This is a genomic window from Micromonospora sp. NPDC049645 (assembly GCF_040675155.1).
Lineage (GTDB): Bacteria > Actinomycetota > Actinomycetes > Mycobacteriales > Micromonosporaceae > Micromonospora.
Map to the genome: position 1 here is coordinate 500461 of NZ_JBFAOI010000001.1, position 24197 is coordinate 524657.

A 24197-nucleotide genomic window follows, 5' to 3' on the forward strand; every position below is an offset into this window, starting at 1 on the left:
GGCAGCCATGACCTTCCCCGCGCTGGACCGAATCGAGGCGCTGGCTCGCAACCTGGACGGATGGCAGCGGCAACTCGCCGACCGGATGGCGGAGCTGGAGCAGACCAGCGCCGAGGGGGTGAGCGACTCCGGTCTGGTGCGGGTCACCGCCGCCGCGGACGGCAAGATCGTCTCGACGGAGTTGAACGCGCGCGCGATGCGACTGGACTCGTACAGCCTCGCGGAGGAGTTCACCGCAGCCGCCAACCGGGCGCAGGAAGCCGCCGCGGCCCGGGTCCGGGAGTTGGTCGGTGAGGTCATCGGCCCGTCGGGCGCCGCTTCGCGCCAGCCCGACGACCACGAGGGGCGCGCATGACGGTGGACGGGAGCCAGGCACGGTACGTCGAGGGCATCACCAGGCTGCTACCGGCTGGAGAGCAGGTGCGTGCGGTGGCCCGGGTTCGAGCGGGCGGCGGGCTGACCCCGGCGCCACCCCCGCAGCCGACGGCACCCCCGGCCTCCGGCGGGCCCGGCTTCCTGGGCGTCCTGCTCAACGTGTTGTCGCCGAACATCACCTTCGGTCGGGCCGACAACGCCGTCGACTGGCTCTTCTTCGGCGTCGGGGGTCGAGGCGCACCGGGCTCGCAGGCGTCCCTGCTTCACCACGCCCTGACCGGGGCGACGAAGGGTTCCGGTCTCCGGGACACCGTGCTGGCGGTCACCGACCAACGGTTGCTGCTCGGCGTGACCGCACCGGTCGGGCTGCTCTCCAACTCGGCGACGGACGAACGGGCACAGGCCGACATCGAACTGCTCGGGTCGGTGCCACGCTCGGCCGTCACCGCCCGGGTCGGCAGGTACCGGTTGAACTGGAAACGCCTGCGGATCGACTTCGCCGACGGGTCGTGGCTGTCGTTCCACGTGCCGCTTGCCGACTCCGGCCGCCCGCTGCGGGAGATCGCGGCAGCCCTGTCAGCCGGCTGACCCGCCGACGAGCGGTGCGGGCAGCGGCTCGTGGTGCAGCACCGCCAGCCGGGACACCGCCCGCGTGAGCACCACGTACAGCCGGTGCAGCCCGCGTGGCTCGGCCGCGACGATCGCGGCCGGCTCGACCACCACCACATGGTCGTACTCAAGGCCCTTCACCAGCGTCGCGGGCACCACGGTGACCCGCTCCACGGCCGCGACGTCGTCGGCGGTCGCGGTCTCGACGCCGGCGTCGGCCAGAGCCGCGCGCAGGCCGTCGACCGCGTCGTCCGCGGCGATCACGCCGACCGAGCCGTCGTGCGCGAGCGCCGCGCGCACCTCGGCCACCGTCGCCGAGGTCAGGTCGGTCACGGTACGCACATCCAGGCCGCCGTCGTGGCGCAGCGACTCGGCCAGCGGTACGTCCACCGCGAGCGCCGGGAGCAGCAGGTTCGCGAATGCGACCACCGCGGCGGGCACCCGGAAACCGACCGTCAACGGCACCACCACCGCATCCGGCTTGCCCAGATGGGCAAGGGACTCCCGCCAGTCCGTCGCGGCCCACGGCGCGGTGCCCTGGGCGAGGTCACCCAGGAGCGTGATCGAGCCGTGCTCGCTGCGCCGAGCGATGGCCCGACACTGCATCGGCGAGAGGTCCTGCGCCTCGTCCACCACCACGTGCCCGAACCCGGAGGGGCGTTCCAGCAGCCCGGTCGCCTCGTCGATCAGCACCGCGTCGGCGGCGGTCCAGCGGGTCGCCTTCGCGGTGCGCGGCGGCTTGGCCCAGAGCAGCTGCGCCTGCTCGGCGTCGCTGAGCAGGCCATCCGCCGCGACGGCGAGGCGGTCCGGGTCGGAGAACAGGCCGTGCACCAGCCCCTCGGGGGTGAGCGCCGGCCAGACCGCGTCCAGGAAGTCGAGCACCGGCCGGCAGCGACCCATCCGGCGTAGCCAGGCATCGCTGGGCGACTCCGCGCGCCGCGCCTCGGCCTGCCGTTGCAGCAGGCTCACCACCCGTGCCTGGACGCGTTCCCGACCGGTGCTGTACGGCAGCTCTTCCCGGCGGGTCTCCTCGACGATCCGGTGCAACGGCTCCAGCCCGATCCGCCAGCGGAACGAGCCGTCCGACACGGTGATCGAATCGGTCGGCGTGCCGATCTGTGCCTGCACCGCGCGCCGCAGCACGCTCGCCATCCGTACGTCGTGCTTGAGCGCGGCCACCGCTGGCGCCTCGACCGCCCGGACCGGCACCCGGGCGATCAACTCCTCCACCGTGGCCTGTTCGACCTCGACCTCACCGAGCGCCGGCAGCACCGCCGCGATGTACGACAGGAACGCCCGGTTCGGCCCGACGATCAGTACGCCCGCCCGCCGCAACCGCTCCCGGTGCAGGTAGAGCAGGTACGCGGCCCGGTGCAGCCCCACCGCCGTCTTCCCGGTGCCCGGCGCGCCCTGCACACAGATCGAGTCGGCGAGATCAGCCCGGACCAGCTCGTCCTGCTCCGGCTGGATTGTGGCGACGATGTCCCGCATCGGCCCGACACGTGGCCGTTCGATTTCGGCGGTGAGGATCCGACTTGTCGTACCGAGCTCCTCACCCCGATCCAGCCGCTCGTCCTCGAAGCTGGTCAGCACACCATTGCTGAACCCGAACCGCCGCCGGACCGCCACCCCCTGCGGATCCCGCGCACTGGCCCGGTAGAACGACCGGGAGACCGGCGCCCGCCAGTCCAGCACCAACGGCTCGCCCCGCTCGTCGGTCACGTGCCGCCGCCCCACGTGATACCGCCGACCGTCGTGGTCACCAAGGGCGCCGTCCGAGGTCGTGTCGTTCGAGGTCGTGCCGTTCGAGGTCGTGTCGTCCGAGGTCGTGCCGTTCGCGGCCCTCTTGTCGGCGGGCCTGTTGTCGGCGGGCCTGTTGTCAGTGGTTCCGGCGAAGTCGGTCCCGTTGTCGGCGGGTCCGTTGTCAGTGGTCCCGGCGAAGTCGAGGCGGCCGAAGAAGAGCGGCGTGGTCGGGTCGTCGGCCAGTTCGGCGACCCGGCGGGCCAGGGTGCGCCCAAGCGTCTCCGCCGCGTACGCGTCACCGGCCACCTGGTCACCCGTGGCGAAGAGGGACTCGGCCCTCTCCCGCATCCGGCCCAGCGCCGCCCGTGAGGTGGCGAGGTGCGCGCGTTCGGCCGCCAGGTCCGCGTCGAGGTGGGCATCGAGGTGGGCGTCAGGGTCGGCGTCGAGATGACTGTCGGGCTGGCTGTCGAGGTCAAGTGCGGGCATGCTGACGTCCCATCGTTCACATCTGCTGCGCGCTCGCGTGTCCGGGGGCGGATGGCCGGCCGCCCGGCGCGAAGACGTCCGTTCCGGTGCAGCTCACCTCGGCCGTCAAGCGGCCTGCAACCCTACGCTTCCGAGCCCGCCGCTACCAGCGAATTACCGACGCGACCACCCATCCGAGATGGCGTGTCACCGGTGGGAGCGGCTGCAGATTCCCGCGCTCTGCGTGCGTCCTGCCGCTGCCGCCCTGGCCGTCGTGGCCGTCGTGCTGCCCCGGTCGTCGTGCTGCCCCGGTCGTCGTGGCCGTCGTGCTGCCCCGGTCGTCGTGGCCGTCGTGCTGCCCCGGGCGCCGTGGCCGCCGTACCGTCGTGCAGCCCCGAAGTGCCGCCGTGCCGCCGTCCGTGCCTCCGGACGTCGTGCCTCCGGGCCGCCGTGCCGTCGTTCCGTCGTGCCGGGCCGTCCGTGCCTCCGGGCCGTCCGTGCCTCCGTGCCGTCCGTGCCTCCGTGCCGGCCTGGCCTCCGTGCCTCCGTGCCGCCTTGGCTGTCGGGCGTCCGTGCAGCCCGCGGTGCCTCCGTGCCGTGCCTTTGTGCCGTTTCGCCGGGTCGTCCTTTCCGTTCCGAAGCGCGCGTGACGCGGCCCCGAGGATGGGTGCGATCCGGGTTGCGAAGCGCCAAGGTCGGGCTGTGCGGTGGGTCGGACGGCCGGGGCGCGGCAAGCATGGCAATCGCGCCCGCGTGCCCGCGTGCCGGCTGTCCGCTACCCGGTGGCCGCTTCCCGTAGCGGGCAGGAGGCGGTGTCGTCAGCTGTCTGCCCGACGGCAGTCGCAGTCGCAATGGTGAGTGGTGTTTGCCTGGTCGGTGGTGTCAGCAGCGTCGGTGGTAGAGGTTGCGACGCGGTGTGCGCACCGGGTCGAGCCAGCTGGGCGGTTGGAAGTCGGGTCGGCCGTCCGCCGCGATCCGGACCGCCCAGTCGCCGCGGTGGATGAAACGGTGGTGGTAGCCGCAGAGCAGCACCGCGTTGCCCAGCGCCGTCGCCCCGCCGTCGGCCCAGTGTCGGACGTGGTGACCGTCGCACCACCTCGGCGGCCGATCACAGCCTGGGAAGGCGCAACCGCCATCCCGTAGGACCAGCGCGCGCCGCAGCGGGCCGGTGAAGAGCCGACGTTGGCGACCCACGTCCAGGACCTGACCGTTGCCGCCCAGCACAGCCGGCAGCACACCGGCGTCACAGGCCAGGCGGCGGATCGCACCGGGCGTGAGGCGCGTCCCGGTCTCCAGCGTCCCGGCGCCTACGCCGTTCACCAGTTCGTCCAACGAGACGGTCACCGCCAGCTGAGGCCGGTCGCCGCCGTTGTCGGGCAGCTGACCGGTGCGCAGCGCCAGTCGACAGACCTCGCCCAACGCGTCGGCGCGCCGCTGGCCGGGACTGCGGTCATCGTGCTCACCGGCTGGGGCGCAGAGCGGATCCATCGCCTCGCGCAGCAAGCTCGCGGTTTCGGTGTCGAGGTTGCCGCTGAGGCGTACCTGCCCGTTCTGCTGCTCGGAGAGCGTGACGTGCCGGCGGGCCTCGGCCCGCTCGGTGGCCCGTTCCAGAGCCTTCAGCTCAGCCTGGTCGGCCAGCTCCGGGGCGACATGCGTGAGGACGCGCTCGCCCAGCCGGCTCAGACTCGTCGGGTCGAAACGATCGGCCCAGTCGACCAGCAACTGGGTGGCCTTGTCCGCCACCGCCGGACCGGCCTCCACCGGGAGAGCGGCGATCGTCTCGGCCACCACCCGACCCTGCTCGACGGTGATGGCACCGCGGCGCAGCGCGTCGCGCACCGCCGGCGGGGCGGCGTCGATGACGGCGGCGAGCTGGACCAGCTGGCGCGCGCTGCGACCGGAAAGCCGGAGCCGCTCACGCAGCCACACCGCAGTGGACGAGGCACCCTGCGCGACCGCCACCCCACGGCCGTCCAACTCGCGGACCAGACCCAGCTGAACGGTGGCCAGCCGCTGCGCCAACACCTGAGCCGCGTCGAGAGAAGCAAGCAACTCGTCGTCGGAGAGCCCCCAGAGCGCAGCCTCGGCGCAGTCGTCGACCGCGCCGCTCACCTGCGCCAACGCCCTCAACATGGAAACACAATAGAACAGGTGTACGACATTTTATGGTTCAAGTTGATCAATGGGGAGGAACTATTCTCGTCGACCACCGCACACCGTCTGCTCGTGCTGCGCCGACTCGGGCATCGCCTGCTCGCGCTGCCCGCCGAGCCGGTCGACCGTTCGGGTTTCCCGCCATGCCAGCCGCCGCGCCGGTCGTGCTCCCTTGTCCGCCGCGTCGGCCGTGCTTCCTCGGCCGCTGCGCCGAGCCCTACCCGCCATCGAATCCGCCTGCTTGCTTGTCGGGGGTCGAGATGCCTGGCCGTCTCACCCGACGCCGGCGTCCGCCACGCCGCCCGGGCTCAGGCCGCCCACGCCGCCCACGCCGCAAACGCCGCTCACGCCGCGCGAGGTGCGCACAGGGCGTGGGGGTGATGGCAGGTTGGGGGACCTGCCGGGATCATGGGCCTATGACCGAGGCCCACCCCGATGCGCGCCGGATGACGATCAGTGACCCGCAGGTGATGCGGGCGCTGGCTCATCCGGCTCGGATCGCGATCATGGAGTACCTGAGCAGCCGCGAGGGCGGCGGGACCGCCACCGAGTGTGCGGAGATCGTCGGGTTGTCGCCCAGCGCGACCAGTTATCACCTCCGGGCCCTGGCCAAGTTTGGCCTTGTCGAGCAGGCCCCGAGCAGGGGGGATGCCCGCGAGCGGGTGTGGCGCGTGCCGGGTACGAGTTGGATGGTCGACGCGGGGCGTGAGGCTGGGCCGGCAGCGCGCGCGGCGGAGCAGGCGTTGGTGGAGGCGCATGCGGTCCGGGCCATGGAACGGATTCGGGACTGGTCGCGGAGGGCCGGGGACGAGCCCGCCGAGTGGTACGACAACGCGCTGTTCAACGACACGCTGCTACTGCTCACCGCCGAGGAGTTGGCCGAGCTGAACGCGGCGGTCCTGGCGTTGATCCGGCCGTACCACCCGCGACGGCGGCAAGGTGATCCACCACCGGGGGCGCGAACCGTCGCGGTGCAGTACCGGACGGTGCCGCTGGCATAGCTGGGCTTGCATGAATCAGTTGTGAAGGATTATTTTCGAAGTATGTCCTTCGCAACTGACGAGTCGCGCTGGTCGGACGTCTGGCTCTCCGCCGCCGCTCGGGGCACCACGATCTGCGGCGACTTCCTGGCCGCGACCGCTCTGGCGCTGGCCCTGCAGGGCGCTGGTGCCGGAGGCTTGGCCGTGTCGGGGCTGCTGCTTGCCGCGACCCTGCCCCTGGTGCTGCTCGCCCCGCTCGCGGGTCGACTCGCCGACCGGGTGGACAGCCGTACCCTGCTGGTGACCGTCGGCCTCGTGCAGGCCGCGATCTGCGCGCTCCTCGCCGTCGTCGAGCACCCGGTCCTGGTGGTCGGGCTCGTCACCCTGCTGGCCTGCGGGCTCGCGGTGACCCAACCCTGCCTGGCAGCGCTTCTGCCGGCGATGGTTCGTCCAGCCGACCTGCCGAAGGCAAGCGCGATCGGTCAGACCGCCGTCTCGCTCGGCGCGCTTGGCGGCCCGGTGCTGGCCGGCCTGTTGGTGGGACAGTTCGGCACCCGCGTACCGCTGCTCATCGACGCCGCGACCTACCTGGCGCTCGTGGTCGCGGGCCTGCTGCTGCGGACCCGACGCGGTGGCCGGCGGCCCGCCGCCGCCCCCGCCTACCAGGCCCCGGCAAGCAGCCCGGCCCTACCGAGCAGCCAGCTCCAGGAGGGCGGCCAGCCCCGAAAAGGCAGCCAGCTCCAGCTAGGCGGCCGGACCGCCGAGGGCCGCCGGGCCGTCCCGGACGGCCTGGCAACCCCCGGGGGTACGGAGACCGGTTGGCGGCTGCGCCATGACCCGCTGATGCTCGTGATGGTGGTGAGCACCGCCGTGGTGATCGCGGCGATCGGCGGCATCAACGTCATCGACGTCTTCTTCATCCGGGAAACGCTGGGCGGTTCGCCCACCACGTACGGCCTGGTCAGTGCCGCGTGGATGGCCGGCATGCTGCCGGGTGGCTGGCTCGCCGCACGACTGGCCAAACGGCTCGACGACGACGGCGCCCTGGTGCGCGGGGTGCTGGTCACCCTGGCGGTGTGCAGCCTGATGGTGTTGCTCGCGGCGACGGTGCCGGCGGCGGGTGTGCTGGTGCCGCTCTGGCTGGTGGGTGGCGCGGCCAACGGCGGCGACAACGTCTTCGCCAACCTGCTCACCGCCCGGAGGGTGCCGGAGGCGATGCGCGGCCGGGCGTACGCCAGCTACGGCGCGGCGGTACAGGGTGGCTCGATGGCGGGCTTCTTGTTGGGCGGCGCGTTGCTCGCGGCCGCTCCACCTCGGCCACTGACCGCCGGTGCCGGTGTGGTCGGGCTGCTGGTGGTGCTGGTCTTCGTGCCGGTCGTGACCCGGGCGGCACGACGGTCGTCGCCGGTCGACCCGAACGAGCCCCGACCCGGGCCGGCGGGCGGCAGCGTCGGCGGACCAGCGACCGGGCCAAGTGCGGGGTTGGCCACTCCGGGCCGGCCCGCCGAGCCGGAGCCGGCCGCCGGGGATACGGTCGGGCCATGGCTGAGCGCATCGCACGCCCGCGGGTCGGGCACATCCAGTTCCTGAACTGCCTGCCGATCTACTGGGGTCTGATGCGCTCCGGTGCTCTGCTCGACGTCGACCTGCACAAGGACTCGCCGGACCGGTTGAGCGCGGCGCTGGTCGCCGGCGATCTCGACATCGGCCCGATCACGCTGTTGGAGTATCTGAAGCACGCCGACGAGTTGCTGCTCCTCCCGGACCTGGCGGTGGGCAGTGACGGGCCGGTGCTCTCGGTCAACATGGTCTCCACCCGACCTCTGGCCGAGTTGGACGGCGCGCGGGTGGCTCTCGGCTCGACCTCGCGTACCGGGGTGATGCTGGCTCAGTTGCTGCTCGCCGAGCAGTACAACGTGCGCCCCGACTACTTCCGCTGTCCGCCGGATCTCACCCTGATGCTGCTGGAGGCCGACGCCGCGGTGCTGATCGGGGACGTGGCGCTGCGGGCGTACTACGAGGCGCCGCAGAAGGGCCTCACCGTCACCGACCTGGGGCAGGCGTGGCGGGAGTGGACCGGGCTGCCGATGGTCTTCGCCGTCTGGGCGGTCCGTCGTGACTTCGCCGCCGCCCACCCGGGTCTGGTCAAGGAGGTGCACGAGGCTTTTCTGCGCTCGCGGGACCTCTGCCTGGCGGAGCTGGACCAGGTCGCCGAGGCGGCGGCGCGCTGGGAGACGTTCGACGCGGCGACGCTGGCCACGTACTTCCGGACCCTCGACTTCTCGCTCGGCGACCGGCAGGTCGCCGGGCTGCGCGAGTGGGCCCGGCGAGCCGCGGCCATCGGCGAGGCCCCGGCACTGCCCGACGGTGGCCCGGAGTTCTTCGCCGGCTGACCGCCGACGCCGGACCGGACGGTGCCAAGCTGACGCCGCTGCCGCCCTCGCCCGGCTCCGCGTACGCGGCGGCACCGCCGAGCACCTGCGCGACGCGGCACCGCCGAGCACCTGCGCGACGCGGCACCGCCGAGCACCTGCGCGACGCGGCACCGCCGAGCACCTGCGCGACGGCGGAGCCGCTGCCGCCGGCTCAGGTGCCGGGACGGAGCAACGCCTCGGTGATCTTCTGGCAGTTCTTCATGCCGTAGTCGTAGCCCATGTCGATCGGGTACTTGACCATCACGCCCATCGTCCAGGTGTCGCCGATGGCCAGGCAGTTGATGTGCATCTCCTGCTCCCTGGTCCGGTCGATCCACCCGTTCTTGATGGCGATCTGCTTCTGCTCGGCGGCCGGGAATGCCTTGCGGATGCCGAAGTCTCCCGCGCCGCGCACGAGCTTCATCTCGTTGAGCAGCCACTTCGTCCACGTGGGTCCGGCGGCCGTGCCGGTGGCGATGCAGTTGCCCAGCCGGGCGGTGTCCCGGGGGGAGAGCGCCGTCCGGGACCAGCCCTTGTCGGGGGCGACGCTGCTGTCGGTCAGCTTGCACATCGAGATCAGCCGCCGGATCGAGGCGTCCCGGCCGACCAGGTTGTAGAACTGCTCGGCCCGGGTGTTGTCGCTGTCCCGGATGATCCGCGTCGCGTCGGCAAGCTTGGCGTCGCTCGGTGTCTGGCCGGCGTCGGCCGCGCGACGGAGGTAGTCGGCGACGATCCAGGACTTGATCATCGAGGCGGTCGTGCTGGTCTCGCCCATGTTCTTGGAGCCGATGATCTTTCCGGTGCGACGGTCCAGGACGCTCCAGGAGTACCAGCCCTCGATGTCCAGCTTGAGGTCCTTGGCCACGAACGGCAGCGGCTCCAGTGCCGGGCTGGGGCTCGGTGACGGCGAGGACGGCTGGCGGGCGCTGCGGTCGGTGCCTGCGCCGGTGGGGCGGTCGCTCGTGCTGGAGCCGGCGTCGCCCCACTTGGCCGCGGCGGACGACTCGAACGGTGAGCCGGGCAGCAGCCGCAGCGAGACCAGCACCAGCCCGACCAGGATCACCGCGATGGCGATCAGCCGAAGCGGGGAGGCTTCGCCGCCGCCGCGCCGGTCGCCCCGACGGTTGCCGGCCATCAAAGCTTCCCGACCGGCTGCTGTGGCACCTTGAGCGCGGCGCCCGGCTGCGGAGTGACCAGTTGGGTGGCCACGCTGGCGCAGACCTTCGCGCCATAGTCCAGACCGGTCTTGATCGGGTAGCGCAGCATCACCGCGAGGCTCCACTTGCCGGTGACGGCGAGGCAGTTGACGTGCCAGTCGCCGTCGCCGTAGATGGGGGTCCAGCCGTTCTTGATGCTGACCGGGCCCTGCGCGGTGATCGACTTGGGTAGACCGTCGATGATCCCCCAGCGGCCACCACCGGACGAGGGCCTCTGGTCCTTGGCCGCGGTGGTGCCCCTGACCTTGGTCATCTGGTCCAGCACCCACTTCGTCCACTTCGGGCCGGCGGCCTTACCGTCGGCGATGCAGTCGCCGACCCGGACCGCGTCCCGGGGAGACATCCGGGTGAAACTCCAGTAGCCGGTGTACGGCTGGACGTTGCCGCGCTTGGTGTCGGTCAGCCCGCAGAGCTTGATCGCCCGCTGGATGACCGGGTCGGGGATGCTGCTGGACGAGGCCTTGTACGAGCCGCCCGCCGCGGCGTAGACCTTGTTGGCCGCTCCGTCGTTGCTGTCGATGATGGCGAGTCGAGCCGCCTCCTTCAACGTTGCGGGCGGCTCCCTGTCGCCGAGCTGCCGCAGGTAGTCGGAGACGATCCACGCCTTGATCATCGATTCGGTGGAGCTGGTCGCGGTCATGTTCGGCGACCCGGAGATCTTGCCCGTCTTCCGATCCATCAGGGCCCACGAGAAGAACTCACCCTTGAAGCTCACCGACACCGGACCGGCCGCCAGGGTGGGCGGTGGCGGAGGGGTGGGCGCGGGCGCGGCGACGCTCGACGTACCGCCTCCGCCGCCTCCGCCGCTGTCGTCGCTGGCGAGTCGGGCGTACGCGGTGGGGACCAGTAGCACGCCGCCGAGCAAGACCGCCGTGATGGCGAGCACCAGGGTCACGCGAGATCGCATGAGTGGGTGAGCTCCAGGTGTCAGGGCCGGGGGGACCGGCTTGTCGTCGGGACTGATCGGGTGCGATCGCCGAGGCCGGGGGAGGTGGCCTCTGTGGAGATGTCGATGCTCGGCAGCCGATCGGTTGTCCGGCAGAAGTCTACGTCCGGACCGGCCGGCCGCCAGTGTTCGACACTAGGCAACCTGCGATAAAGGCGGGATATGGGGCCGGTATGAGGTTCTTGCGGGGATTCACCTTTGTTTCGTGGCCTAAGTCACGGCGAAATCTCGGTGCCTAGGTAGCGCAAAGCGCTCATCCGGTTACAGATGGGATGCTCGGATTCCTGTTACACCCCCTGGTGCAACGCGGCGCAAGCTGTAACACTTAGCCTCATGTATGGCAACGACTTCTCCGCCCCGAACGGCGCCTCCGACGAGGCGCCCGGCGGCCTGCTGGGCGAGGTCGAGGCCGCCGAGGCCGAGCTGCGGGCTGCGGCTGCCCACGGTCGGCGTGGCGGGCCGGCGCCGGACGAGGACCTGGCGGCGTACTTCGCCGAGGTCGTCGACGCCGAACAGAAGATCGAGCCACGGGACTGGATGCCCGACGCGTACCGCCGCACGCTGATCCGACAGATCGCCCAGCACGCCCACTCCGAGATCATCGGCATGCAGCCGGAGGGCAACTGGATCAGTCGGGCGCCGTCGCTCAAGCGCAAGGCGATCCTGCTGGCCAAGGTGCAGGACGAGGCGGGCCACGGCCTCTACCTCTACGCCGCCGCCGAGACCCTCGGCATCAGCCGCGACGAACTGGTCCGGCTGCTGCTCGACGGCCGGCAGAAGTACAGCTCGATCTTCAACTACCCCACCCTGAGCTGGGCCGACGTGGGCGCCATCGGGTGGCTGGTGGACGGCGCGGCGATCGTCAACCAGGTGCCGCTCTGCCGCTGCTCCTACGGCCCGTACGCCCGCGCGATGATCCGGGTCTGCAAGGAGGAGTCGTTCCACCAGCGGCAGGGCTACGAGATCCTGCACACCCTGGCCCACGGCACCCCGGCGCAGCGGGCGATGGCCCAGGACGCGGTGGACCGCTGGTGGTACCCGTCGCTGGCCATGTTCGGCCCGCCGGACGGCAACTCCCCGCACTCGGCCCAGTCGATGGCCTGGAAGATCAAGCGCTTCTCGAACGACGATCTGCGGCAACGCTTCGTCGACATGTGCGTGCAGCAGGCCGAGATCCTCGGGCTGCGCATCCCCGACGACGACCTGCGCTGGAACGACGAACGGCAGGCGTACGACTACACCCAGCCGGACTACGACGAGCTGATGCGGGTGATCTCCGGCGACGGGCCGTGCAACCGCGAGCGGATGGCCCACCGCCGGGCCGCCCACGCCGACGGCAGCTGGGTACGCGAGGCCGCCGCGGCGTACGCCGCGAAGCGGGCGGGACAGAAGGAGACGGTGGCCGCGTGAGCGAGCGTAGCGAGCAAGCCGAGCAACCTGGCATGACGAGTCATTCGCCTCTGTGGGAGGTCTTCGTCCGGGCCCGGCGCGGGCTGTCGCACACGCACGTCGGCAGCCTGCACGCCCCCGACGCCGAGCTTGCCCTGCGCAACGCCCGCGACCTCTACACCCGCCGCCAGGAGGGCGTGTCGATCTGGGTGGTGCCGGCCGGCGCGATCACCGCGTCCAGCCCGGACGAGAAGGACGCCTTCTTCGACCCGGCCGCCGACAAGGTCTACCGCCACCCCACCTTCTACGAGGTGCCGGACGGGGTGGCCCACCTGTGAGCGAACGAAGCGAGCGAACCAGCCAGCACAGCAACGTGGCGCTTCACGCCGCCGCCGAGCGCAGCGAGGTGACGGCGTGAACGGACCCTTCGACTTCACCCTCGCGCTCGGTGACGACGCCCTGATCGCGGCCCAGCGGCTGGCCGAGTGGACCACCCGGGCCCCCGAGATGGAAGAGGACATCGCGCTGGCCAACATCGCCCTCGACCAGCTCGGCGCGGCGCGCCTGCTGCTGTCGTACGCGGGTGAGCTGGAGGGCGCCGGTCGCGACGAGGACGCGCTGGCCTACCTGCGTGACGACCGGGAGTTCCGCAACGCGCTCCTGGTCGAGCTGCCCAATGGCGACTTCGCGGTGACGATGGCGAAGCTGTACTTCCTGGCGGCGTACCAGTTGCCGCTGTACACGGCGCTGGCCGGCTGCGCCGACGAGCGGTTGGCCGCGATCGGCGCGAAGGCGCGCAAGGAGTCGGCGTACCACCTGGACCACGGCGCGCTGTGGGTGAAGCGGCTCGGTGACGGCACCGAGGAGTCGCATCGTCGGATGCAGGCGGCCGTCGACCAGTTGTGGCCGTACACCCATGAGCTGTTCGCCGCGGACCCGGCGGCGCCGGTCGACCCGGCCACCCTGCGGCCGGCGTTCGACGAGGTCGTCGGCCCGGTTCTGGCCGAGGCGACGCTCACCCGGCCGGGCGGTGCCTGGGCCCCGGCCGGCGGGCGGACCGGCGTGCACACCGAGCACCTGGCCTACCTGCTGGCCGAGATGCAGGTGCTGCACCGCGCCCACCCCGGAGCGACGTGGTGAGCGCGAGGAGCGCCGCGGTCGCGAACGCGGACGTCGGGGTGACCGACCCGAGGGCCGCCGCGGCGAGCGTGGTGGACCCGGAGATCCGGGTCATCACCATCGACGAGCTGGGCATCCTGCGGGCGGTCGAGGAGGACCCGGCCACCGGTCGGGTCACCGTCACCATCACCCCGACCTACACCGGCTGCCCGGCGATGGACGTGATCCGGGCCGACATCCGCCGCGCGCTCGCCGATGCCGGGCACCCGGACGCGCAGGTGAGGACCGTCTACAGCCCACCGTGGAGCACCGACTGGATCTCCGCGGGTGGGCGGGCGAAGCTCGCCGCCGCCGGGATCGCCCCGCCGACCCCGGTGCGTGCCGCCGGCGTCGTGTCGTTGACCCTCGCGGTCCGCTGTCCGCGGTGCGGCTCGCCGGAGACCGAGCAGGTCAGCCGGTTCGGCTCCACCGCGTGCAAGGCGCTGTGGCGGTGCCGCTCCTGCTCCGAACCCTTCGACCACCTGAAGGCCCTGTGACTGTCACCATCACCCGCCCGGTGCGCCGTCGGCCGGTCTTCCACCCGCTGCCCGTCGCCGCCGTCGACCGGCTCACCGACGACTCCGTGGCGGTGACCTTCGCCGTACCCGAGGAGTTGCGGGAGACCTTCGCGTTCCGCGCGGGCCAACACCTCACGGTCCGTCGTCCCGGCGGAGCCGGACCCACCGGCTCAGCTGGCGCGGACGGCACGGACGTGCGCCGGTCGTACTCGATCTGCTCCACCCCGGACGACCTGGCCCGGCACGGCCGGTTGCGGATCGGGGTGCGGGAGATCCCCGGGGGCGCCTTCTCGGCGTTCGCCTGCGGGGCGCTGCGCGGTGGCGACACCGTCGAGGTGCTGCCGCCGCTGGGCACCTTCACCACGGCGTTCGCGCCGGACCGGGTGCGGCACTACGGGGCGGTCGTCGCCGGCTCCGGCATCACTCCGGTGCTCGCGCTGGTCGCGACGGCCCTGGCCGTCGAGCCGGCCAGCACCTTCACCCTGGTGTACGGCAACCGCACGGCGAACTCGGTGATGTTCGCCGAGGAGTTGGCCGACCTGAAGGACCGGCATCCCACCCGGCTGCACCTGGTGCACGTGTTGTCCCGGGAGCAGGGCGAGTCGCCGTTGCTCTCCGGTCGGATCGACGCGGAACGGTTGGGCCGACTGCTGGACACGATCGTTCCGGGCGAGGTCATCGAGGAGTGGTTCCTCTGCGGCCCGTACGGCATGGTCGTCGACGTCCGGGACGTGCTGACCGCACGCGGGCTGCCCGAGTCGGCGATCCACACCGAGCTGTTCCACGTCGACGCGCCGCCGGAGCCGGTGCGCCGCCCCGTCGACCAGGCGGGCGCCGGAGCCGACGTCACCATCGTGCTGGACGGCCGGTCGTCGAGCTTCACGATGGGGCGCGAGGAGCGGGTGTTGGACGCCGCGCTGAAGGTACGCGGCGAGTTGCCGTACGCCTGCAAGGGTGGTGTCTGCTCGACCTGCAAGGCGAAGGTCGTGGACGGCGCGGTCACGATGGCCCGCAACTACGCCCTGGAGCCCGACGAGCTGGCCGCCGGCTACGTGCTGACCTGCCAGTCCAGCCCGACCACCGACAGGCTCACGGTCGACTACGACGCCTGACCGCCGCGCCCGAGCCGAGGGTGTGCGCAGCGGGTCACAGCCCTGAGCACCCCTCCGGGCAGGGGCGGGTAGCCGGCGTAGGCTCGGGGTGTGACGGTGAGCCGGGAGATCGACGACATCCTGCAGCGCGGCGCGGACGGTGGGCGGATCACGCCCGAGGAGGCGCTGCTGCTCTACACCGAGGCGCCCTTCCACGCGCTCGGCGAGGCGGCGGATTCGGTGCGCCGGCGGCGCTACCCGGACAACGTCGTCACCTACCTGATCGATCGCAACATCAACTACACGAACGTCTGCGTGACGGCGTGCAAGTTCTGCGCGTTCTACCGGGCGCCCAAGCACAAGGAAGGGTGGACCCACCCGACCGAGGAGATCCTGCGCCGGTGCGGCGAGGCGGTCGAGTTGGGCGCCACCCAGGTGATGCTCCAGGGCGGGCACCACCCGGACTACGGCGTGGAGTACTACGAGGAGTTGTTCTCCTCGGTCAAGCAGGCGTACCCGCAGTTGGTCATCCACTCGATCGGCCCGAGCGAGATCCTGCACATGGCCAAGGTCTCCGGGGTGAGCCTGGACGAGGCCATCGCCCGGATCAAGACCGCCGGCCTGGACTCGATCGCCGGTGCCGGCGCGGAGATGCTGCCGGAACGCCCCCGTAGGGCCATCGCGCCGCTCAAGGAGTCGGGCGAGCGCTGGCTGGAGGTCATGGAGCTGGCCCACCGGCAGGGCATCGAGTCGACCGCCACGATGATGATGGGCACCGGCGAGACGCACGCCGAGCGGATCGAGCACCTGCGCATGATCCGGGACGTGCAGGACCGCACCCGCGGTTTCCGGTCCTTCATCCCGTGGACGTACCAGCCGGAGAACAACCACCTGAAGGGCCGCACCCAGGCGACCACGCTGGAGTACCTGCGGTTGGTCGCGGTGGCCCGGCTCTTCTTCGAGACCGTGCCGCACCTACAGGCGTCCTGGCTGACGACCGGCAAGGACGTCGGGCAGCTCGCGCTGCACATGGGCGTCGACGACCTCGGCTCGATCATGCTGGAGGAGAACGTCATCTCCTCCGCGGGTGCCCGGCACCGCTCCAACCTGCACGAGCTGATCGGCATGATCCGCTCGGCGGACCGGATCCCCGCGCAGCGGGACACCCTCTACAACCGGCTCGCCGTGCACCACACCCCGGCCGACGACCCGACCGACGAGCGGGTGGTCTCGCACTTCTCCTCGATCGCGCTGCCCGGCGGCGGCGCGGGCCGATCCCTGCCGCTGGTCGACGTCAGCTGACGGTGGACGCCCGGCCGTTCGGCTGACCGACGCTCATGCTCCCGCCGGCCCACCTCGGCGGTACGGGTGGTCCCGGCCGCCGCAGCGTCAGGCTGTCGGTGCGGGGGTGGTGGAGATGATCGTCGGCGGCTAGCGTCCCGGCTCATATCCGTCACCACCGTCGACGGACGGGGCTGTCCTCCATCGGCCCGCTGCGGGTCGTTCATATAACGCACGGCGGTACGGGCGGGATGGGTGACCATCCCGCCCGTACCGTCTGCCCAGCTGGGGCCGGACGGATGAAAACGGGTCCGCGTGCTGGCGTGGAAGATCGGCCTCCGATAACGTCCGCTCGTTCCGCAACCATTCTTTCTTCCCTACCCCCGGGGGACTGATGACAGCGTTCCACCGCTCGACGCTGGTACGCGCCAGTGTCGTGGCGCTGCTCGCGGCCGGTGGCATCGCCGCCGTTGCCGCCCCAGTGCTGGCGGCCGACCAGGCCGACCTGGCCCTGGTGCCGCTCAGCTACAACCTCGCGAAGGGTGTCACGGAGGCCAAGAGCAAGCCGTTCAAGTTCTCGGTCGACAACACCCGCAGCGAGGAAGACGCCAAGGGTGTCAGCTACACCGTGGACACCAGCAAACTGAAGACGAACAAGGTCCGGGTGGTGGTGCCCGACGGCTGCCGGGTGAACGGCAAGAAGTTCACCTGCCCCCTCGGTGACCTGCCCGCCGGCACCAGTGAGGACTTCGGCATCCCGATCTTCTCGACCGGGGGTAAGGGCGCCGCCGGCACCCTGGTGGTGACCATCCGCTCCGCCACCGAGGACCCCAACAAGGACGACAACAAGGTCGAGCACGACATCACCGTCACCGAGCCCGGCTACGACCTGACCAGTTGGGTGCAGGACGTCAACGCGAACGTCGTGGTGAACGGCGTCAGCGGCGACGATCCCGACCTTCGGCCGGTGCGGCCCGGCGAGACGGTGCCGGTCGACTGGGCGGTCTACAACGACGGTAGCCGCAAGGCCACCGGCCTCGCGTACGTGCTCACCCTCCCGCCGGGCGTCACCTTCGACACCCTGCCGGACACCTGCACCGCGCAGACCTTCGGCGTCGCCCAGGCGCTCTGTCAGGACGACGGCGCGGTGATCCGGCCCGGCGACTACTACACGGCGGACATCAAGGTGACCGTCGGCAAGGACGTCACCGAGCCGGTGCTGCGGGTCGGCGAACTGGTGGCGCACGGTCTGGACGCGGCCGCCGGCAAGCCCGAGAAGCAGTCCGCGCGGGCCAGCGGCGCGCAGCGGAAGACCTTCACCGAGGTCGACGAGGGTGACAACCAGGCGATCTTCGACGTCTTCGTCGACCTGACCGTGGAGCCGACCCCGACGCCGACGGTCACTCCGACGGAGACGCCGACGCCGACGCCGACGGTTACTCCGACCGGGACGCCGACGCCGACGCCGACGGTCACTCCGACGGAGACGCCCACGCCGACGCCGACGGTCACTCCGACGGAGACGCCGACGCCGACGCCGACGGTTACTCCGACGGAGACGCCGACCCCGACGCCGACGGTCACTCCGACGGAGACGCCGACGCCGACGCCGACGGTTACTCCGACCGGGACGCCGACCCCGACGCCGACGGTCACTCCGACGGAGACGCCCACGCCGACGCCGACGGTCACGCCGACCGCGACGGCGACGCCCACAGCGACTCCGACGCCGACGATCACGGCGACGCCGACGGTCACGCCCACGACGACCGCGACGGCCACCCCGACGCCGGCACCGAGCGGTACGACGACGCCGCCGGCACCGTCCGTCTCGCCGGGTGCCGGTGGCGGCCCCGGTGGTGGCGGCTCGGGTGGTGGCGGCCTGCCGGTGACCGGTGTGCAGGTCGGTCTGATCGGCGGCATCGGCGTGATCATCCTGCTCGTGGGTGGGGCGCTGCTGGTGCTCTCCCGCCGGCGCAAGGTCGTCCTGGTCTCTCCGGCCGACGAGAAGTCGACCGACTGACACCGTTGACCGGCCCGATGCGCGGGGGCGGGGTGGGCGACCACCCCGCCCCCTTCGCGTACCCGGGCGGGTGCCGCACCACCCAGCGAGCGCCGGTTGGCGGACGGCTGGCAGAGTGAAGGGGTGAGCCGTTCCCCGCAGGGCCAGCGAGCCAGCCTGGACAAGCAGCCGCACGAGGTCGCCGCGATGTTCGACGGCGTGGCGGAGCGTTACGACCTGACCAACACCGTGATCTCGCTCGGTCAGGACCGCCTCTGGCGTCGGGCCACCCGGGCCGCGCTCGGGCTGCGGCCGGGCGAGCGGGTGCTGGACGTGGGCGCGGGCACCGGCGTCTCGACGCGTGAGTTGGCCCAGTCCGGGGCGTACGCGGTCGGGGTGGACCTGTCGCTGGGCATGCTGTACGCGGGCAAGCGGTCCCGGCCCGAGGTGCCGCTGCTGGCGGGAGACGCGCTGCGGCTGCCGTTCGCCGACGCCAGCTTCGACGCGGTGACCATCTCCTTCGCGCTGCGCAACGTCAACGACACCGACGCGGCGCTGCGCGAGTTGGCCCGGGTGACCCGGCCGGGTGGCCGGCTGGTGGTCTGCGAGTTCAGCACCCCGGTCAACCCGGTCTTCCGGACCGTCTACCTGTCGTACCTGATGCGGTCGCTGCCGGTGGTGGCCCGCACGGTGTCCAGCAACCCCGAGGCGTACGTCTATCTCGCCGAGTCGGTCCGGGCCTGGCCGGAGCAGTCCGCGCTGGCCGGCCGGGTGGCCGCCGCCGGGTGGGGTCGGGTAGCGTGGCGCAACCTGACCGGTGGCGTGGTCGCGCTGCACCGGGGGATCCGCGAGTAGCGGACGGCTAGCGCCCACCAGTACGGACATTATTCAGGTTTCGTGAATATCGGCTTTTAGTCCACTTTGCCCCGTAGGCTCGCTTGCATGACCGGAGCAGAGCCGGCGGACCCGGTGGCCGCCACCGACGACGACGCGGCCGAACTCATCGCCCAGTTGCGCGAGTTGGCCGGTGCCGACCCGGTGGAGGTCCGGCAGGTGGTCGCCGAGGTGTTGGCGGCACTGGACCGGGCGGCGGGCGGGGCGCTCCGCGAGCATCTGCCGGAGACGATCCGGGTCGACGCGGGCCTGGACGCCGCCAGCTCGACCTGACACCTGACCGCTGTGGACGGTGGTGGGCTGTCACATCGGCGAGTTAGGTACCCCTGATCCTGCGCTGGTATGACGCCGGTCATACACTCGTCCCGTCTGGCTTGTGAAGCATTTCACGAGCGTGCGGGAGGAGGCCCGAATGACCGCGGTGGAACACGACGCCGACGTCATCGTCGTGGGCGCCGGTCCCGGTGGATCAGCGACTGCGTACCACCTGGCCCGGCACGGCGTACGGGTGCTGTTGTTGGAGAAGACCGAGTTCCCCCGGGAGAAGGTCTGCGGCGACGGGTTGACCCCGCGCGCGGTACGCCAGCTCGTCCGGATGGGGGTCGACACCTCGCCCGAGGCGGGCTGGCTGCACAACCGCGGCCTGCGGGTCATCGGCGGCGGCGTACGCCTCGAACTGGACTGGCCGGAGCTGGCCAGTTTCCCCAACTACGGTCTGGTGCGCACCCGACTGGACTTCGACGACCTGCTCGCCCAGCGGGCGGTGGCCGCCGGTGCCAAGCTGCGGACCAACGTCAACGTGCTGGGCCCGGTGCTCGACGGCGATGGCCGGGTCACCGGCGTCGAGGCGGAGGTCGGGCCGGGCAAGGAGCCCACCACCTTCCACGCCCCGCTGGTCGTCGCGGCGGACGGCGTCTCCGGTCGGTTCCCGCTCGCGCTCGGGCTGGCCAAGCGGGAGGACCGGCCGATCGGGGTGGCCGTGCGCCGCTACTACCGCTCGCCGGCCAAGCACGACGACAACTACCTGGAGTCCTGGCTGGAGCTGCGCAGCAAGGACAGCGGCGACAACCTGCTGCCCGGCTACGGCTGGATCTTCGGTCTCGGTGACGGACGGGTCAACGTCGGCCTCGGCGTGCTCAACTCGTCCTCCGCGTTCGGCAAGACCAACTACCGACGGCTGCTCACCGACTGGCTCGCCAACACGCCGGTTGACTGGGGGATGACCGACGAGACCAACGCCGACGGCCCGATCCTCGGTGCCGCGCTGCCGATGGGTTTCAACCGGGTGCCCCACTACACGCGCGGCGTGCTGCTGGTCGGCGACTCGGGCGGCATGGTCAACCCGTTCAACGGCGAGGGCATCGCGTACGCGATGGAGTCCGGCGAACTGGCCGCCGAGGTAGCCGTCCAGGCCCTCGCCCGGCCGGCCGGTCCGGAGCGGGAGCGGGCGCTCATGGCGTACCCGAACGAGCTGAAGGCCCGGCTCGGCGGCTACTACCGGTTGGGCGGCATCTTCGTGAAACTGATCGGCCGCCCCGAGATCATGCGGATCGCCACCAAACACGGCATGCCGCACCCGACGCTGATGCGTTTCGTACTCAAGCTGTTGGCCAACCTGACCGACCCGCGCGGTGGAGACGCGATGGATCGGGTCATCAACGCGATGACGAAGGCTGCCCCAGCCGTATAAGTAGGACGGCATCGGTGCTGGTCACGGCCCCGATGCCGACAAAGATCGACCCCCGCCGACTGCCACTGCGAGGGACGTGAATAGTGTGATTTTCGTCAAGCACCGAGGGCAGGGAAGGACGAGCAGGAGAAAACGATGTCGCTCTCGCCTTACGCACCGATCATCGGGCTGTTCGCCCTCGCCGCGGCGTTCTCGCTGTTTTCCGTCGGCGCCGCCCGCTTCGCCGGTCCCCGTCGATACAACAAGGCCAAACTCGAGGCTTACGAGTGCGGCATCGAGCCCAGCCCGCAGCCGGTCGGCGGCGGGCGGTTCCCGATCAAGTTCTACCTGACGGCGATGCTCTTCATCGTCTTCGACATCGAGATCATCTTCCTCTACCCCTGGGCGGTCTCGTTCGACGCTCTGCCGATCTTCGGCTTCGTGGAGATGGTCCTGTTCATCGTCGCGGTCTTCGTTGCGTACGCCTACGTGTGGCGGCGCGGCGGCCTGGACTGGGACTGAGGAAGGAACGTCAGATGGGCATCGAGGAGAAGCTTCCGGCCGGCGTCCTGCTCACCTCGGTGGAGAAGCTGGTCAACTGGTCCCGGAAGTCGTCCGTGTGGGGCGCGACCTTCGGCCTGGCCTGCTGCGCCATCGAGATGATGGCCGCCGGTGGTCCGCACTACGACATGGGCCGCTGGGGCATGGAGGTCTTCCGGGCGTCGCCCCGGCAGGCCGACCTGATGATCGTGGCCGGCCGGGTGAGTCAGAAGATGGCCCCGGTGCTGCGCCAGATCTACGACCAGATGGCCGAGCCGCGCTGGGTGCTCTCGATGGGCGTCTGCGCCAGCAGCGGCGGCATGTTCAACAACTACGCGATCGTGCAGGGCGTCGACCACGTGGTGCCGGTCGACATGTACCTGCCCGGCTGCCCGCCCCGGCCGGAGATGCTCATCGACGCGATCCTCAAGCTCCGCGAGAAGATCATGTATGAGCCGCTCGGTCCGAACGGTCGCAAGATGCTGGCTGCCCGCCAGGAGCGCGGCGACGTTCCCGTCGTGCCCTACGGCTCCATGCCCTCCTCGTACCGCAACGACAAGGCCCGGCGGGCCGAGTGGACCCGGGCGGTCCGCGAGGGCCGCGAGGAGCAGCTGCGGATCGAGAACTGGATGAACGCCCAGAACCACCTCCACCCGCAGGTAGGCCCGAAATGACGTCACCCACGGACAAGCAGAACGACGGCGGCGTACCGCTGCCGGTGGTGCCGGTCGGCGCCTCCAGCGGCGCCCCCGCCGAGCTCCCACCGGCCAGCCCGGCCGGTCGCGGGATGTTCGGCAACCACGGCACCGGCGACGTGTCCGGCTACGGCGGCCTGGTCCGCCAGCGTCACCCCGTCGAAGAGGCGTCCCGGCCGTACGGCGGCTACTTCGACGAGGTCCGCGACGCGTTGGAGGAGGCGTACCCGGCCTTCGGCGACGCGATCGAGAAGGTCGTGGTCGACCGGGGTGAGCTGACCCTGCACGTCCGCCCGGAGCGGATCGCCGAGGTCTGCCAGGTGATGCGGGACGACCTGGCGCTGCGGTTCGAGCTGTGTTCCTCGGTGTCCGGGGCGGACTACCTGGGCGCCGACGAACGCCGGCTGCACGTGATCTATCTGCTCACCTCGATGACGTACCGCCGCCGGGTCCGGCTGGAGGCCGCGGTCTCCGTCGAGGCGCCGCACCTGCCCAGCGTGACCGCCGTCTACCCGACCGCGGACTGGCAGGAGCGGGAGGCGTACGACATGTTCGGCATCGTCTTCGACGGTCACCCCAGCCTGACCCGGATCCTCATGCCGGACGACTGGGAGGGCCACCCGCAGCGCAAGGACTACCCGCTCGGCGGTGTCCCCGTCGAGTACAAGGGCGCGGAGATCCAGCCGCCGAACGAGCGGAGGTCGTACCAGTGAGCGCTACGTCGAACTACGCCAGCGAGCGCGAGACCGACGAGGGACGGGTCTTCACCGTCACCGGCGGGGACTGGGACACGATCGTCTCGGGCACCGACCCGATCAACGACGAGCGCATCGTGGTCAACATGGGGCCGCAGCACCCGTCCACGCACGGGGTGCTGCGGCTGATCCTGGAGCTGGAGGGCGAGACGGTCCGCGAGGCCCGCTCGGTCGTCGGCTACCTGCACACCGGCATCGAGAAGAACCTCGAATACCGCAACTGGGTCCAGGGTTCGACGTTCGTGACCCGGATGGACTACCTCGCCCCGATCTTCAACGAGACGGCGTACGCCCTCGCCGTCGAGAAGCTGCTCGGCATCACCGACGACATCACCGAGCGGGCCACCACGATCCGCGTGCTGATGATGGAGCTCAACCGGATCTCCTCGCACCTGGTCTGGCTGGCCACCACCGGCATGGAGCTGGGCGCGATCTCGATCATGCTGTACGGCTTCCGCGAGCGGGAGTACATCCTCGACATCTTCGAGACCATCACCGGTCTGCGGATGAACCACGCGTACGTGCGGCCGGGCGGTGTGGCTCAGGACGTGCCGGACGACGCGGTCGTCAAGATCCGTGAGTTCCTCAAGATGATGCCGAAGAAGCTCAAGGAGTACGAGGACCTCCTCTCCGGTCAGCCGATCTGGACCGAGCGGACGAAGAACGTCGCGGTGCTGGACGTGACCGGCTGCGTGGCGCTGGGCATCACCGGTCCGGTGCTGCGCTCCGCCGGTCTCGCCTGGGATCTGCGCAAGACCATGCCGTACTGCGGCTACGAGACGTACGAGTTCGACGTGCCGACCCACCCCGACGGTGACGTGTGGGGGCGCTACCAGGTCCGGCTCGCCGAGATCCGGGAGTCGCTGAAGCTTGTCGAGCAGGCGCTGGACCGGCTCCGGCCCGGCCCGGTGATGGTCGCCGACCGCAAGATCGCCTGGCCGGCGCAGCTGGCCATCGGCGTGGACGGCATGGGCAACTCGCTGGAGCACGTCGCGAAGATCATGGGTCAGTCGATGGAGTCGCTGATCCACCACTTCAAGCTGGTGACCGAGGGCTTCCGGGTTCCGCCCGGCCAGGTGTACGTCGCCATCGAGGCGCCCCGCGGCGAGCTGGGCGTGCACGCGGTCTCCGACGGTGGCACCCGGCCGTACCGGGTGCACTACCGGGAGCCGAGCTTCGTCAACCTCCAGGCCCTCCCGGCGATGGCCGAGGGCGGCCTGATCGCCGACGTGATCGCCGGCGGTGCCTCGTTGGACCCGGTCATGGGGGGTTGTGACCGGTGAGCGCGAGGAGTGAGCTTGC

The 24197-nt window shown here is 71.1% G+C and carries 22 protein-coding genes and 1 pseudogene; 19 read left to right on the forward strand and 4 right to left on the reverse strand.

The window, feature by feature from the left end:
* Positions 1-7: 7 nt before the first annotated feature.
* Both AB0J33_RS02445 and AB0J33_RS02450 read left to right on the forward strand, forming a co-directional pair.
* Entirely contained in the window at positions 8-355 is a 348-nt protein-coding gene (locus AB0J33_RS02445; RefSeq protein ID WP_363609023.1) for a YbaB/EbfC family nucleoid-associated protein, read from the forward strand.
* A complete protein-coding gene (locus AB0J33_RS02450) occupies positions 352-963 on the forward strand; it encodes a hypothetical protein (RefSeq protein WP_363609025.1) in 612 nt (203 codons plus the stop codon). Before AB0J33_RS02445 ends, AB0J33_RS02450 begins: the two co-directional genes overlap by 4 nt.
* On the opposite strand, the gene AB0J33_RS02455 is transcribed toward AB0J33_RS02450, so the two are convergent.
* Together AB0J33_RS02455 and AB0J33_RS02460 are read right to left on the reverse strand one after the other, a co-directional pair.
* A complete protein-coding gene (locus AB0J33_RS02455; protein WP_363609027.1) occupies positions 952-3213 on the reverse strand; it encodes an AAA family ATPase in 2262 nt (753 codons plus the stop codon). The genes AB0J33_RS02450 and AB0J33_RS02455 overlap by 12 nt on opposite strands.
* Positions 3214-4074: 861 nt before the next feature.
* The gene (locus AB0J33_RS02460; protein ID WP_363609029.1) at positions 4075-5325 is read right to left on the reverse strand and encodes a DUF222 domain-containing protein; all 1251 of its coding nucleotides are present in this window, start codon (positions 5323-5325) and stop codon (positions 4075-4077) included.
* Positions 5326-5762: 437 nt separating this feature from the next.
* Between AB0J33_RS02460 and AB0J33_RS02465 the strand changes: the two genes are divergently transcribed.
* From AB0J33_RS02465 to AB0J33_RS02475, 3 genes are read left to right on the forward strand one after another with little or no spacing between them, the layout of a single operon-like run.
* Positions 5763-6347 carry a winged helix-turn-helix domain-containing protein gene (locus tag AB0J33_RS02465; protein WP_363609031.1) on the forward strand — a complete coding sequence of 195 codons (585 nt, stop codon included), beginning with the start codon at positions 5763-5765 and terminating at the stop codon, positions 6345-6347.
* 42 nt (positions 6348-6389) lie between these two features.
* A complete protein-coding gene (locus AB0J33_RS02470) occupies positions 6390-7916 on the forward strand; it encodes an MFS transporter (protein ID WP_363609033.1) in 1527 nt (508 codons plus the stop codon).
* Positions 7868-8719 carry a menaquinone biosynthesis protein gene (locus AB0J33_RS02475; RefSeq protein WP_363609035.1) on the forward strand — a complete coding sequence of 284 codons (852 nt, stop codon included), beginning with the start codon at positions 7868-7870 and terminating at the stop codon, positions 8717-8719. The genes AB0J33_RS02470 and AB0J33_RS02475 overlap by 49 nt, the downstream gene beginning before the upstream one ends.
* Positions 8720-8912: 193 nt before the next feature.
* Here AB0J33_RS02475 and AB0J33_RS02480 read toward each other — a convergent pair whose 3' ends face one another.
* Both AB0J33_RS02480 and AB0J33_RS02485 read right to left on the reverse strand, forming a co-directional pair.
* Positions 8913-9875: a hypothetical protein gene (locus AB0J33_RS02480; protein ID WP_363609037.1), complete on the reverse strand. Its 963-nt coding sequence runs from the start codon at positions 9873-9875 to the stop codon at positions 8913-8915.
* On the reverse strand, positions 9875-10864 hold the full coding sequence (locus AB0J33_RS02485; protein WP_363609039.1) for a hypothetical protein: 990 nt from the start codon (positions 10862-10864) through the stop codon (positions 9875-9877). Before AB0J33_RS02485 ends, AB0J33_RS02480 begins: the two co-directional genes overlap by 1 nt.
* Positions 10865-11236: 372 nt before the next feature.
* On the opposite strand from AB0J33_RS02485, the gene paaA reads away from it, so the two are divergent.
* The 14 genes and pseudogenes from paaA (at position 11237) to AB0J33_RS02555 (ending at position 24178) form a co-directional block, all read left to right on the forward strand.
* Positions 11237-12313, forward strand: a complete 1077-nt coding sequence (paaA, locus tag AB0J33_RS02490) for a 1,2-phenylacetyl-CoA epoxidase subunit PaaA (protein ID WP_363609041.1) — start codon at positions 11237-11239, stop codon at positions 12311-12313.
* A gap of 32 nt (positions 12314-12345) precedes the next feature.
* Positions 12346-12630, forward strand: a complete 285-nt coding sequence (paaB, locus tag AB0J33_RS02495; protein WP_238668904.1) for a 1,2-phenylacetyl-CoA epoxidase subunit PaaB — start codon at positions 12346-12348, stop codon at positions 12628-12630.
* Between the two features lie 76 nt (positions 12631-12706).
* Complete coding sequence (gene paaC / locus AB0J33_RS02500; RefSeq protein WP_363609044.1) at positions 12707-13432, forward strand: 1,2-phenylacetyl-CoA epoxidase subunit PaaC; 726 nt, start codon at positions 12707-12709, stop codon at positions 13430-13432.
* Positions 13433-13470: 38 nt separating this feature from the next.
* Positions 13471-13947 (forward strand): 1,2-phenylacetyl-CoA epoxidase subunit PaaD, encoded by a 477-nt coding sequence (gene paaD, locus AB0J33_RS02505; RefSeq protein ID WP_363610188.1) that lies wholly within the window; start codon positions 13471-13473, stop codon positions 13945-13947.
* Positions 13944-15080 carry a 1,2-phenylacetyl-CoA epoxidase subunit PaaE gene (gene paaE, locus AB0J33_RS02510; protein WP_363609046.1) on the forward strand — a complete coding sequence of 379 codons (1137 nt, stop codon included), beginning with the start codon at positions 13944-13946 and terminating at the stop codon, positions 15078-15080. The genes paaD and paaE overlap by 4 nt, the downstream gene beginning before the upstream one ends.
* 90 nt (positions 15081-15170) lie before the next feature.
* Positions 15171-16361 (forward strand): cyclic dehypoxanthinyl futalosine synthase, encoded by a 1191-nt coding sequence (mqnC, locus tag AB0J33_RS02515; RefSeq protein WP_363609048.1) that lies wholly within the window; start codon positions 15171-15173, stop codon positions 16359-16361.
* Between the two features lie 373 nt (positions 16362-16734).
* Positions 16735-17820: pseudogene (locus tag AB0J33_RS02520) on the forward strand (cell wall anchor protein); the annotation flags it as partial.
* A 666-nt stretch (positions 17821-18486) separates the two neighbouring features.
* Positions 18487-19197 carry a demethylmenaquinone methyltransferase gene (locus AB0J33_RS02525; protein WP_363609050.1) on the forward strand — a complete coding sequence of 237 codons (711 nt, stop codon included), beginning with the start codon at positions 18487-18489 and terminating at the stop codon, positions 19195-19197.
* Positions 19198-19284: 87 nt separating this feature from the next.
* The gene (locus AB0J33_RS02530) at positions 19285-19509 is read left to right on the forward strand and encodes a hypothetical protein (RefSeq protein ID WP_363609052.1); all 225 of its coding nucleotides are present in this window, start codon (positions 19285-19287) and stop codon (positions 19507-19509) included.
* Between the two features lie 139 nt (positions 19510-19648).
* On the forward strand, positions 19649-20926 hold the full coding sequence (locus AB0J33_RS02535; RefSeq protein ID WP_363609054.1) for a geranylgeranyl reductase family protein: 1278 nt from the start codon (positions 19649-19651) through the stop codon (positions 20924-20926).
* Positions 20927-21061: 135 nt separating this feature from the next.
* Complete coding sequence (locus tag AB0J33_RS02540) at positions 21062-21427, forward strand: NADH-quinone oxidoreductase subunit A (protein WP_007454588.1); 366 nt, start codon at positions 21062-21064, stop codon at positions 21425-21427.
* A 14-nt stretch (positions 21428-21441) separates the two neighbouring features.
* Positions 21442-22119 (forward strand): NADH-quinone oxidoreductase subunit B, encoded by a 678-nt coding sequence (locus AB0J33_RS02545; RefSeq protein WP_145785918.1) that lies wholly within the window; start codon positions 21442-21444, stop codon positions 22117-22119.
* Positions 22116-22853: an NADH-quinone oxidoreductase subunit C gene (locus AB0J33_RS02550; RefSeq protein ID WP_363609057.1), complete on the forward strand. Its 738-nt coding sequence runs from the start codon at positions 22116-22118 to the stop codon at positions 22851-22853. Before AB0J33_RS02545 ends, AB0J33_RS02550 begins: the two co-directional genes overlap by 4 nt.
* Entirely contained in the window at positions 22850-24178 is a 1329-nt protein-coding gene (locus AB0J33_RS02555) for an NADH-quinone oxidoreductase subunit D (RefSeq protein WP_363609059.1), read from the forward strand. The genes AB0J33_RS02550 and AB0J33_RS02555 overlap by 4 nt, the downstream gene beginning before the upstream one ends.
* The last annotated feature ends 19 nt before the right edge of the window (positions 24179-24197 follow it).

What these genes read in the sequence shown, in the direction of transcription:
- AB0J33_RS02445 (WP_363609023.1), top strand. Translation starts at nt 8, where the DNA reads ATGACCTTCCCCGCGCTGGACCGAATCGAGGCGCTGGCTCGCAACCTG.
- AB0J33_RS02450 (WP_363609025.1), top strand. Translation starts at nt 352, where the DNA reads ATGACGGTGGACGGGAGCCAGGCACGGTACGTCGAGGGCATCACCAGG.
- AB0J33_RS02455 (WP_363609027.1), bottom strand. Translation starts at nt 3,213, where the DNA reads ATGCCCGCACTTGACCTCGACAGCCAGCCCGACAGTCATCTCGACGCC.
- AB0J33_RS02460 (WP_363609029.1), bottom strand. Translation starts at nt 5,325, where the DNA reads ATGTTGAGGGCGTTGGCGCAGGTGAGCGGCGCGGTCGACGACTGCGCC.
- AB0J33_RS02465 (WP_363609031.1), top strand. Translation starts at nt 5,763, where the DNA reads ATGACCGAGGCCCACCCCGATGCGCGCCGGATGACGATCAGTGACCCG.
- AB0J33_RS02470 (WP_363609033.1), top strand. Translation starts at nt 6,390, where the DNA reads ATGTCCTTCGCAACTGACGAGTCGCGCTGGTCGGACGTCTGGCTCTCC.
- AB0J33_RS02475 (WP_363609035.1), top strand. Translation starts at nt 7,868, where the DNA reads ATGGCTGAGCGCATCGCACGCCCGCGGGTCGGGCACATCCAGTTCCTG.
- AB0J33_RS02480 (WP_363609037.1), bottom strand. Translation starts at nt 9,875, where the DNA reads ATGGCCGGCAACCGTCGGGGCGACCGGCGCGGCGGCGGCGAAGCCTCC.
- AB0J33_RS02485 (WP_363609039.1), bottom strand. Translation starts at nt 10,864, where the DNA reads ATGCGATCTCGCGTGACCCTGGTGCTCGCCATCACGGCGGTCTTGCTC.
- paaA (WP_363609041.1), top strand. Translation starts at nt 11,237, where the DNA reads ATGTATGGCAACGACTTCTCCGCCCCGAACGGCGCCTCCGACGAGGCG.
- paaB (WP_238668904.1), top strand. Translation starts at nt 12,346, where the DNA reads ATGACGAGTCATTCGCCTCTGTGGGAGGTCTTCGTCCGGGCCCGGCGC.
- AB0J33_RS02530 (WP_363609052.1), top strand. Translation starts at nt 19,285, where the DNA reads ATGACCGGAGCAGAGCCGGCGGACCCGGTGGCCGCCACCGACGACGAC.
- AB0J33_RS02535 (WP_363609054.1), top strand. Translation starts at nt 19,649, where the DNA reads ATGACCGCGGTGGAACACGACGCCGACGTCATCGTCGTGGGCGCCGGT.
- AB0J33_RS02540 (WP_007454588.1), top strand. Translation starts at nt 21,062, where the DNA reads ATGTCGCTCTCGCCTTACGCACCGATCATCGGGCTGTTCGCCCTCGCC.
- AB0J33_RS02545 (WP_145785918.1), top strand. Translation starts at nt 21,442, where the DNA reads ATGGGCATCGAGGAGAAGCTTCCGGCCGGCGTCCTGCTCACCTCGGTG.
- AB0J33_RS02550 (WP_363609057.1), top strand. Translation starts at nt 22,116, where the DNA reads ATGACGTCACCCACGGACAAGCAGAACGACGGCGGCGTACCGCTGCCG.